Below are 9,077 nucleotides of genomic sequence, written 5' to 3'. Positions count from 1 at the left end.
CATGACGATGTTGGAGCGGTCCGAATTGAACAGGCCGGGCAGCAGCATGATCGGTCGTCCGTCGCCCGGCGGCGCCTTCATCAATTCGCTCCATTCGACCGGGATGCGCGCCATCGTCCCGACCATGCGCGGCAGCTCGGCAGCCCATTGCGCCTTGCTCGGCGGGGTCAGAACCATGCCATCACGTCGACGGGAAAGGGTGTCCATGCGCCTATTCTCACTCCTGCTCCCCTAAGCGCGCCACCGGCCCATTCGTTGCACGTGCGGATCGCGCTGTAGCGGCCGCGACCGTCATAGAACACGTCGTTGACGCCATAGCCGCCAGCGACCTTGCCGCCCGGCCCGCGGGTCGCGCGAACATAGGCGGCCAGCTTGCGATATTGCTCCTCGCTTAGCATGATCGCGCGCGTGTCGGGGGCGACCGGCGGTTCGGCGACATGCTCGACATGGAGGACGGTGCGCGTGCTACCGGTCGCGGCGCGCAGCACGGTCAGGACATTGACGTCGGCCCAGGTCGGCGTCTCGACATAGAAAGCGCGATCACCCCAGCCGACCGCGACCCAGTCGAACCGGGCGTAGCGCGGGTCGGTGATGTCGCCGGCGGGGAAATCCTGGCTCCAGTCGATCCCGGCGGCACGGACCGGCAGCACCAGGCCGGTATGGATACCATTGTCCTCGACCAGGATGCGCACGCCGCCCGTGGCGGGCGGTTTCCAATCGGCATTGATCGGGATCGTACCGCCGATCAACCCCGCGGTGGCATAGGCCAGGACCACGAACAGCAAGGTGCCGGCGAGCCAGCTTGCCGCGCGCCAGACGCGCAATCCGATTTCATTCCCCACGCCCGCCGTGATAGATGGTTTCAATGGAAACTGAAACGCACGTTCTCGATTCTCCGCCTCCCGGTGCCGCGGCCGATTGGACGATTCCCCAGAATTGGGCGCATTATACGGCGCAAGAGCATGCCACCTGGGATACGCTGTTCGCGCGCCAAGCCAATTTGCTGCCCGGTCGTGCCTCCGAAGCCTATCTGCGCGGGCTCGACGTGCTCAAGCTCTCCAAGCCCGGCATTCCCGATTTCGAGGAATTGTCCGACCGACTGATGAAGCTGACCGGCTGGCAGGTCGTGGCGGTGCCGGGCCTCGTCCCCGACGACGTCTTCTTCGACCATATGGCCAATCGCCGCTTCGTCGCGGGCAATTTCATTCGCCGCCCCGACCAGCTCGACTATCTGCAAGAGCCCGACGTCTTCCACGACGTGTTCGGCCATGTCCCGATGCTCGCCGATCCGGTGTTCGCCGATTACCTCGCGGCATATGGCCGCGGTGGGCAGCGCGCGCTGGGGCTGGACGCGCTCAAATATCTCGGCCGACTCTATTGGTACACGGTCGAGTTCGGCCTGATCGCCGAGCCCGAGGGGCTGCGCATCTACGGTTCGGGCATCGTGTCGAGCTTCTCGGAGAGCCGGTTCGCGCTCGACGATTCCAGCCCCAATAGGATCGGCTTCGATCTTGCGCGGGTGATGCGGACCGAGTACAGGATCGACGATTTCCAGCAGAATTACTTCGTCATCCCGAGCTTCGACGAACTGCTCCGCGTGACGGTCGAGACCGATTTCGCGCCGCTCTACGAGACGCTGAAGGCGCAGCCGGATATCCGGATCGCGGAAATCCTGCCGGAGGACGAAGTGTTGACTCACGGCACGCAGGATTATGCGCGGGGCAAAGGGCCCGCGGTGGTTGGCTAGATCACCCTATCTTCTCTGGCTCGCACTGGCGGCGTTTGCCGTCGGATGCGTCGTTCTCGTTCGGGCGCAACCTGCTTCAGCACCGCGCTTCGCGGGGTTGATGATCAAGGATTGCTGGGTGCGGGCAGGTGGCGCCAAAATGTTTCTTGGTGACCAACGTTGTTATCGCACGCTGCCGCAACGCCGGATTTGCGGCGTGTGGATGCCGGGCTTCGAGCGGTCGATTTTTCTGCACGAAGTCAAAGACCTGAACGATATAGCCATCGTTCATTATGCCAACCTGCCCTGGCTGGACATCGCGAGCGACGCAGCCGGCTTGCCGGTGACGCGAGATGGCGCGGCCTATCGAATTTGCTTCCTCGGCCGTGAATCAAACTATTTCGGCGCTTACGGTCACCTCGGGGGCGCATTCACCGGCGTCCTACTCGAAAAGGTCGAGACGATTAAGGAAGTCCCTATTTCCAAGGGGCTCAAATTCGATGTTCCCGGAGTGACCGGCTGATCGTGCAGATCGGCTTCATGTCACGGTGGAGCGACCATCCGTCCTGGCTGGTCGCTGCCGAACGGATCGCGTGGATGTCGAACCTAACCCGCTGATCAGATATCGAGCGCCCAGCCGTCGCGGCCTTTGGGGTCGATCGGCTTGATCGGCACGAAGCGGTCGACGCCGGCGGCCAGCTTGAGCACAGTCCAGTCGCCGCGACGATCGGTTTCGGCGAGGGCGCAGCCGCATGCAGCATAAGCATCGACCACCTGCATGCGTTGCGTCTCGAGCAGCCCGGCCAGGACGATCACGGCGTCCGGCGCGGCGATCGCGGCGAGTTCGGGCGCCATCGACACCAGCGGGCCGGCAAGCACGTTGGCGATGATCAGATCGTAGGGCGCGGACGCAGTGATCGCGTCGTCCAGCGCGCCGTCGGCGACGATCAGGTCGATACCCGGGACCGCATTCGCCTCGGCATTCTCGCGCGTCACGTCGATCGCCATCGGGTCGATGTCAGTGGCCATGACTTTGGCCCCGGGCCACAGATGCCGGGCGGCGAAGGCGAGCAGGCCGGTGCCGGTGCCGATGTCGATGACGTTGGCGAACCGGCGATCGGCCATCGCGTCGAGCATCGCCAGGCAACCCGAGGTGGTGGCGTGGTGGCCGGTGCCGAAGGCGCGGCCGGCGTCGATCAGGAAGGCGCGACCGGCGGGCGGCGGCTCGACCGGATGCGCGCTGGTGTGGACGACGAACCGACCCTCGTGGATCGGCTCGAGCCCGGCCTGGCTGAGCGTCACCCAATCCTCGTCATAGATCGGCTCGATCGCGGGGGCGATGTCGGCGGCGCTCGGCACCAGGGCGCGGATCGCGGCGACCATCGCGGCGTCGGGCTCGGCCTCGCTATAGGCGTCGAGCCGCCAGCGCTCGACATCGTCCTCGACTTCCTCGGTGGTCATCAGCACCGCGTCGATCGCGATCTCGGCGGCGTCGATCGCCTCCGCCTCCGCGCGCGTGCACGGCAGCGTCAGTCGCCAGCTGTCGACCTTGCGTCCCGCCTCAGCGGACATAGCTCGCCCCGTTCACGTCGATCACCGCGCCGGTCATCGACGGCGGGGCCTGGGTCGCGAGATACTGGACCGCATTCGCCACTTCCGCGGGATCGGCGACGCGGCCGAGCGGGATGTCGGCGAGCAGTTTCTCGCCGCCGCGGCTCGAGAGATACTCCTCGGCCATACCCGTCATGGTGAAGCCGGGACATACGGCGAAGGCCAGGATGTTTTCGGCCGCGTAACCACGCGCGATCGACTTGGTCATCGCCACCATGCCGGCCTTGGACGCGGCGTAATGCCAGTGCTTCGGGCTGTCGCCGCGATAGGCGGCGCGGCTGGCGACGTTGACGATGCGGCCGCCGGAGGAACGCTCTTGCCAGTGCCTGACGGCGAAGCGGCACAATTCGGCGCTGGCGGTCAGGTTGATCCGCATCGTGCGCTCCCAGCCGTCGACCCAGTCGTCGTCGGACAGGTCGATCGGATTATCCTCGAACACGCCGGCATTGTTGATGAGCACGTCGATTTGGCCGAGTTCGGCGAGCGCCTGGTCCCAGAGCCGGCGCGGGGCGGCAGGGTCGGAAAAGTCGGCGGAGATCCCGCTCTTCGTGCCGTGCCCGATCAGGCGGATGCCGGCCTGCGTGGAAAGCGTTGCTGCGATCGCCGCGCCGATGCCCCGGCTGCTGCCGGTCAGGAGGATATTGGTCATGCGGCGGGGATTACGGGCTGCGGAAGAGGCGGGCAATGCCTCCGGGGAGGGGGGAATCGAATCCTGCCCGTTTACGGGGAGGGGGACCAAGACGCGAAGCGGCTTGGTGGAGGGGGCGGGCCGCAAGCTATTCCGAGGAGGCAAACCCCCTCCACCACGCGACTGCGTCGCGCGGTCCTCCTCCCCATGACTGGGGAGGATGTCGGACTACGCCGCGACGCTCGCCGAAAACTGGTCCGCCGCACCTTTCAGCCCGCCCAGTCGGTCATCGACGTCGCTGACGTCGCTCGCCAGCGCGCCCATCTCGGCCGCCACCGCTTCGGTGTCTTCGCGGATCGTGGCGATGGTGTTGGACATCGAATCGGCGGCCAGCGCGGTTTCGTCGACCGCGGCGGTGATCGCGGTCACGGTCTGAGCCTGGGTTTCCATCGCGATGCGGATGCGCAAGGCCGATTCCTGGACCTCGGCCACCGTGGTCTTGATGCTGGCGTTGGTGTCGACGGTCGAGCGGGTCGCCGACTGGATCGCGGCGATCTTGGCGGCGATGTCGTCAGTGGCGCGCGCGGTCTGGTTGGCGAGGCTCTTCACTTCCTGTGCGACCACCGCGAAGCCACGCCCGGCGTCGCCGGCGCGGGCCGCTTCGATCGTCGCGTTCAAGGCGAGCAGGTTGGTCTGGCCGGCGATGTCTCGGATCAGGCCCAGGATCGATTCGATCGACTTGGCGTGATCGCTGAGCGCGCCGCTGGTCTCGACCGCTTGCCCGGCCTGAGAGCTGGCGCGGGTGGCGATCTCGGCGGCGGCCTCGACCTCGGTGCGGGCGTCCTCGATCGCGCGGATCAGGCCCGCCGCGGTCTGCGCCGCCTCGCGCATCGCCACCGCCGATTGCTCGGCCGCGGCGGCAACCTCGGCGGTCTTGTCGAGCATGCCCTGCGCCGAATCGGCGGTGCGCGCGGCCTGACCGCGGATCTTGTTGCCGAGCTGCGCGGTGCCCTCGATCGACGCCGCGATCGAACCGCGGAATTTTTCGGAGCTTTCCTGCCGCGCCTTTTGCGCGCGGGTGCTCACCAGATGGCTGACGTAGCTGGTCAGCAGATGCGCCTCGACCAGCGACACGCGCTGCATGACGTCGGCATAGCGCGCCATCCGCACGCCATCCTGACCGCAGGCTTCGCCGACGACGAGCAAGGTCGCCTGGTGCGCCGCCGCCAGCGACGCGAGCAGCGGCGCGAGTGGGATGCCCGCCTGGTCCGAGTCGCGGGCATGAGCGCAGGCCATCGCCTTCCATTCGCGCCCCAGCGGGTTCTCGAACTTGGCGCGCATATAAGCGACGCTGCCGGCGATCTGGGTCGCCAGCTGCCGGGGCGTGTAGAAGGAGCGAACATGCGCGGTCGCGGGATGCGCGACATAATGCTCCCAGAAGATCCGGCAGATCGGATGATAATGCGGTTCGACGATCGGCGCGATTTCCGCGCAGAGCGGCGCGACTTGCTCGTCCCAATCGAACGGCGGCAGGTCGCGCTTGAGCGCGGCCCTCAAATCGTCAGGCCACACGACCGGTAATGTTTCACCCACGTCTTTCCCTCCGGGGATCACGCCGCGACCTTGGCGACGAAGTCGCTGGCGCTGGCTTTGAGATGGCCGAGCTGACCGTCGAGCGAATCGAATCCCTTGCCGACGCCGTCGATCTCGCTGGCGACCGCCTCGGTATCCTCGCGGATGGTGGCGATGGTGTTGGACATCGAATCGGCGGCAAGCGCGGTTTCGTCGACCGCGGCGGTGATCGCGGTCACGGTCTGCGCCTGGGCTTCCATCGCGAAGCGAATCCGGTTGGCGCTTTCCTGGACCTCGGCAACAGTGGTCTTGATCGAGGCGTTGGTCTCGACGGTCGAGCGGGTGGCCGACTGGATCGCCGCAATCTTGGCGGCGATGTCGTCGGTCGCGCGGGCGGTCTGGTTGGCGAGGCTCTTCACTTCCTGCGCGACGACCGCGAAGCCGCGGCCGGCGTCGCCGGCGCGGGCCGCTTCGATCGTTGCGTTCAAGGCGAGCAGATTGGTCTGACCGGCGATGTCGCGGATCAGGCCGAGGATCGATTCGATCGACTTGGCGTGATCGCTCAGCATCTCGGACATGCCCACCGCCTGGCCCGCTTGCGAGCTGGCGCGGGTGGCGATCTCGGCGGCGGCCTCGACTTCGGTGCGGGCATCCTCGATCGCGCGGATCAGGCCCGCCGCGGTCTGTGCCGCCTCGCGCATCGCCACTGCCGATTGCTCGGCCGCGGCGGCGACCTCGGCGGTCTTGTCGATCATGCCGCGCGCCGAGCCAGAGCTGCGCGCGGCCTGGTCGCGCAGCACCGCGCCTTCGCTGGTGGCGCGCTCGACCATCGTCGCGATGCCGTCGCGGAATTCGGCCGACAGCCGGTCGCGCGCGACCTGCGCCTGATATTCGCGGTACGAATTGTAGATATCGACGGTGATCTCACCTTCGAGCGCGGAGAGGCGCATCAGCGTGTCGAGCAGCACCGGCAGCCGGGGATCGTCGCGGTCGACGCGCTTGACCATCACGCCGAGCGCGGCGCGGTCGCTGGCCGAGATCATCGAGAGCAGCGCCATCGGCGAGACGTCGGCGGAGAAGGCCGCGGCTACCGAGCGCTCGATCGATTCGACCCAGGCGCGGCCCGAGGTATCGAGGAAGCGATTGCGCAGGAAGTCGCAGCCGATGTCGATCATCTTCTGCGTTTCGTGCGGCGCCCAGATCCGCTCGTCGGCGAAACACAGCAGCCATTGCTGCCAATAAGCTTCCGAAATCGCATGGATTTCTGGCTCGAGCACGGCCCAGGCCTCGCGACTCGCCGATGCCAGCGTGCCGTCGAAATCGAACACCCGGAGGCGCGCGCGAAGGTCGATCTTCGCGGCAATGGTGCCGATCACGGGCAAGTCATGGGTGCTCAACGATTTTCTCCGCTCTCCGGCCAAGGGAGGAATTGGCCGGTCGGGGAGAAGAGCTACCGCGGGCTTGGTTAAAGCAGGGTTAGGATGGAGGTGTTTCAGAACTGGCGCCAGAATGGAGCCAATAGCCCTCTCCCGCTTGCGGGTGCACCGGGTCGGTCATGCCCTCGGCATGACCTGAACAGCGCGGGGCGTTGTTCACCCGGTGCAGGTTGGGTGAGGGTCTTCTTTCTTCTAAAATCCCGAGCATGCCGCCAGTGCGACGTCAGATAAGTGAGCATGCCTCCAAACTTCGTCGCGACCGGACGGAGGCGGAGGAGAAATTCTGGCAAGCAGTCCGCAATCGCCAGATCGACGGGTTCAAGTTTCGCTTCCAGCATAGTCTGCTGCCATACATCGCGGACTTTGCGTGTATCGATGCGATGCTGATCGTGGAGATCGACGGCGGGCAGCATAGTGAAGAGCGTGACGCCAAGCGCACGGCATTTCTGGAGTCCGAGGGGATTCGAGATTCTCCGCTTCTGGAACAATGACGTGCTGAGCAATCTGGACGGAGTCATCGTGATCCTGCGCGAAGCGCTGCACCGGGCGGTTTAAAGAAGAATAAGAAGACCCTTACCCTCCCGCCGCTTCGCGGCGGGCTCCTCCCTCTCCCGCAAGCGGGAGAGGGGAATAGTGTTCCGCCAGCAGGAGGAGCGCACCCTTGCATCCCGACGCTCGGGGGCTAAGAGGGCGCAGCGCTTTCGCAGGGGACCTTACTTGGCCACGCCGTCCAAACCCGACCGTCCGATTTCACCCCACCTGTCGCATTACCGGTGGGGGCCGCACATGCTGGTGTCGATCCTTCACCGCGCGACCGGCGACGGGCTCGCGATCGTCGGCGCCATTCTGTTCACCTGCTGGCTGGCAGCGCTCGCCGGCGGCAAGGAAAGCTACGACTGGTTCGTGTCGTGGTTCTCGGGCGGCTATTGGAGCATTCTCGGCTATGTGGTCGGGGTCGGCCTGACCTGGTCGCTGTTCCAGCACATGATGAGCGGCATTCGCCACCTGTTCATGGATGCGGGGGCGGCGTTCGAACTCAAGACCAACAAGACCAGCGCGATCCTGACGATCGTCGGCTCGGTCCTGCTCACCATCCTGTTCTGGGGCGTGCTGCTCAAGGACGTCATCCTCGGAGTCGCCAAATAATGGGCCAGGGCACCGAACTCGGCCGCGTCCGCGGTCTCGGCAGCGCCAAGGAAGGCGCGCATCATTGGTGGCGCCAGCGTATCACCGCGGGGTCTAACCTGTTCCTGCTGGCGTGGTTCATGATCTCGCTGACCCGGCTCAACGGCTTCGACTATGACAGCATCCACGCGTGGGTCGGTTCGGCCTGGGTCGCGATTCCGCTGATCCTGCTGGTCATCTCGGTCTGCTGGCACGCCCGCCTGGGCCTGCAGGTGCTGATCGAGGATTATCAGGAAAACGAGAGCCGGGTGATGGCGCTCGTCCTCATCGAATTCTTCCTCGCGGTGATCGCGGTCACCGCCATTTTCTCGATCCTGCGCGCGGCGCTGGCGGGGGCGTGATGACCGACAGCTACAAGATCATCGACCACACTTATGACGCCGTCGTGGTGGGCGCGGGCGGTTCCGGCCTGCGCGCGACCATGGGCGTCGCCGAAAGCGGCCTCAAGACCGCGTGCATCACCAAGGTGTTCCCGACCCGCAGCCACACCGTGGCGGCGCAGGGCGGCATCGCCGCCAGCCTGGGCAATATGGGTCCGGACCACTGGACCTGGCACATGTTCGACACCGTCAAGGGATCCGACTGGCTCGGCGACCAGGACGCGATCGAATATATGGTGCGCGAGGCACCGGCCGCGGTCTACGAACTCGAACATGCCGGCGTGCCGTTCAGCCGGACCGAGGCGGGCAAAATCTACCAGCGCCCGTTCGGCGGCATGATGCAGAACATGGGCGAGGGCCCCCCTGCGCAGCGCACCTGCGCCGCGGCCGACCGTACCGGCCACGCCATGCTCCACGCGCTCTACCAGCAGAGCCTGAAGTACGACGCCGACTTCTACATCGAATATTTCGCGCTCGATCTCATCATGGAAGGCGGCGAGTGCAAGGGCGTGATCGCGCTCTGCATGGAAGACGGCTCG

Annotated in this window: 12 protein-coding genes; 7 read left to right on the top strand and 5 right to left on the bottom strand. The window is 65.9% G+C overall.

Translation table 11 applies throughout. The annotated features are described in order from the left end of the window. Positions 1 to 167: 167 nt before the first annotated feature. The gene (locus tag ACTHJR_RS11965) at positions 168 to 842 is read right to left on the bottom strand and encodes a TIGR02117 family protein (RefSeq protein ID WP_440523428.1); all 675 of its coding nucleotides are present in this window, start codon (positions 840 to 842) and stop codon (positions 168 to 170) included. 23 nt (positions 843 to 865) lie between these two features. Here ACTHJR_RS11965 and phhA point away from each other — a divergent pair, with 23 nt between their 5' ends. Both phhA and ACTHJR_RS11955 read left to right on the top strand, forming a co-directional pair. After that, positions 866 to 1,747, top strand: a complete 882-nt coding sequence (phhA, locus tag ACTHJR_RS11960; RefSeq protein WP_440523427.1) for a phenylalanine 4-monooxygenase — start codon at positions 866 to 868, stop codon at positions 1,745 to 1,747. Positions 1,748 to 1,847: 100 nt separating this feature from the next. After that, complete coding sequence (locus ACTHJR_RS11955) at positions 1,848 to 2,249, top strand: hypothetical protein (protein ID WP_440523426.1); 402 nt, start codon at positions 1,848 to 1,850, stop codon at positions 2,247 to 2,249. A gap of 95 nt (positions 2,250 to 2,344) precedes the next feature. Here ACTHJR_RS11955 and ACTHJR_RS11950 read toward each other — a convergent pair whose 3' ends face one another. From ACTHJR_RS11950 to ACTHJR_RS11935, 4 genes are all read right to left on the bottom strand, one after another. Further along, positions 2,345 to 3,298 carry a 50S ribosomal protein L11 methyltransferase gene (locus ACTHJR_RS11950; RefSeq protein WP_440523425.1) on the bottom strand — a complete coding sequence of 318 codons (954 nt, stop codon included), beginning with the start codon at positions 3,296 to 3,298 and terminating at the stop codon, positions 2,345 to 2,347. Beyond that, the gene (locus ACTHJR_RS11945; RefSeq protein WP_440523423.1) at positions 3,288 to 3,986 is read right to left on the bottom strand and encodes an SDR family NAD(P)-dependent oxidoreductase; all 699 of its coding nucleotides are present in this window, start codon (positions 3,984 to 3,986) and stop codon (positions 3,288 to 3,290) included. The genes ACTHJR_RS11950 and ACTHJR_RS11945 overlap by 11 nt, the downstream gene beginning before the upstream one ends. 207 nt (positions 3,987 to 4,193) lie before the next feature. Then, positions 4,194 to 5,558 carry a methyl-accepting chemotaxis protein gene (locus ACTHJR_RS11940; RefSeq protein WP_440523422.1) on the bottom strand — a complete coding sequence of 455 codons (1,365 nt, stop codon included), beginning with the start codon at positions 5,556 to 5,558 and terminating at the stop codon, positions 4,194 to 4,196. Positions 5,559 to 5,575: 17 nt separating this feature from the next. After that, positions 5,576 to 6,919, bottom strand: coding sequence for a methyl-accepting chemotaxis protein (locus ACTHJR_RS11935; RefSeq protein WP_440523431.1), 1,344 nt, complete (start codon positions 6,917 to 6,919; stop codon positions 5,576 to 5,578). Positions 6,920 to 7,143: 224 nt separating this feature from the next. Here ACTHJR_RS11935 and ACTHJR_RS11930 point away from each other — a divergent pair, with 224 nt between their 5' ends. From ACTHJR_RS11930 to ACTHJR_RS11910, 5 genes are all read left to right on the top strand, one after another. Beyond that, entirely contained in the window at positions 7,144 to 7,464 is a 321-nt protein-coding gene (locus tag ACTHJR_RS11930) for an endonuclease domain-containing protein (protein ID WP_440523421.1), read from the top strand. Between the two features lies 1 nt (position 7,465). After that, positions 7,466 to 7,528, top strand: coding sequence for a hypothetical protein (locus ACTHJR_RS11925; RefSeq protein ID WP_440523429.1), 63 nt, complete (start codon positions 7,466 to 7,468; stop codon positions 7,526 to 7,528). A gap of 162 nt (positions 7,529 to 7,690) precedes the next feature. Beyond that, positions 7,691 to 8,119, top strand: a complete 429-nt coding sequence (gene sdhC / locus ACTHJR_RS11920) for a succinate dehydrogenase, cytochrome b556 subunit (protein WP_440523420.1) — start codon at positions 7,691 to 7,693, stop codon at positions 8,117 to 8,119. Further along, a complete protein-coding gene (gene sdhD / locus ACTHJR_RS11915; protein WP_440523419.1) occupies positions 8,119 to 8,499 on the top strand; it encodes a succinate dehydrogenase, hydrophobic membrane anchor protein in 381 nt (126 codons plus the stop codon). Before sdhC ends, sdhD begins: the two co-directional genes overlap by 1 nt. Then, positions 8,499 to 9,077: FAD-binding protein (locus ACTHJR_RS11910; protein ID WP_440523418.1), on the top strand; the 579-nt coding region annotated here is incomplete at its 3' end. The genes sdhD and ACTHJR_RS11910, both read left to right, overlap by 1 nt.

The organism is Sphingomonas sp. (assembly GCF_051962185.1).
Taxonomy (GTDB): domain Bacteria; phylum Pseudomonadota; class Alphaproteobacteria; order Sphingomonadales; family Sphingomonadaceae; genus Sphingomonas.
Note: the sequence above shows the minus strand (reverse complement) of the source record. Positions and strands in the feature narration are given on the sequence as shown.

Excerpts from the sequence above, each read along its gene's own strand:
- phhA (WP_440523427.1), top strand. The coding sequence starts at position 866 with ATGGAAACTGAAACGCACGTTCTCGATTCTCCGCCTCCCGGTGCCGCG.
- ACTHJR_RS11955 (WP_440523426.1), top strand. The coding sequence starts at position 1,848 with ATGATCAAGGATTGCTGGGTGCGGGCAGGTGGCGCCAAAATGTTTCTT.
- ACTHJR_RS11950 (WP_440523425.1), bottom strand. The coding sequence starts at position 3,298 with ATGTCCGCTGAGGCGGGACGCAAGGTCGACAGCTGGCGACTGACGCTG.
- ACTHJR_RS11945 (WP_440523423.1), bottom strand. The coding sequence starts at position 3,986 with ATGACCAATATCCTCCTGACCGGCAGCAGCCGGGGCATCGGCGCGGCG.
- sdhD (WP_440523419.1), top strand. The coding sequence starts at position 8,119 with ATGGGCCAGGGCACCGAACTCGGCCGCGTCCGCGGTCTCGGCAGCGCC.